Raw genomic sequence first — 380 nt, forward strand, 5'->3', positions numbered from 1 at the left:
GGCCGCACGGCGGCCGGGCGTCCACTCTCCCGCGTGCTGCGGGACTCAGGCGTGCACGGGTTGCGGCGCGCCGTCCACCAGCGCACGCACCCCGGCGGTGTCACCGCAGACCACCAGCAGCGTCCGGGCCCTGCCCAGCGCGCTCTCCAGGGCTGCAGCAACCTGGTCGGCAGCGCCGTTGACGGCCAGCACCACGACCTCACGGCCGACCGGGCGGGCCGTCAGAGCGTCGGCGTAGAAGACATCGCCGCCCTCCTCCAGCTGCGCCCAGTAGCGCTCCTCGCCGAACGAGGCCTCGTGCTGCTGCCAGGGGTGCGCCTCACCCGTGGTGAGCACCAGCACGTCGCTCGGCGCACGGCCGGACTCCAGCAGCAGATCCA

Annotated in this window: 1 protein-coding gene; it reads right to left on the reverse strand. The window is 74.2% G+C overall.

All coding sequences use genetic code 11. The annotated features are described in order from the left end of the window. Nucleotides 1–45: 45 nt before the first annotated feature. Nucleotides 46–380: hypothetical protein (locus tag AOK09_RS30745; protein ID WP_063796122.1), on the reverse strand; the 335-nt coding region annotated here is incomplete at its 5' end.

The organism is Peterkaempfera griseoplana, from assembly GCF_001418575.1.
GTDB classification, from domain to species: Bacteria; Actinomycetota; Actinomycetes; order Streptomycetales; family Streptomycetaceae; genus Peterkaempfera; species Peterkaempfera griseoplana.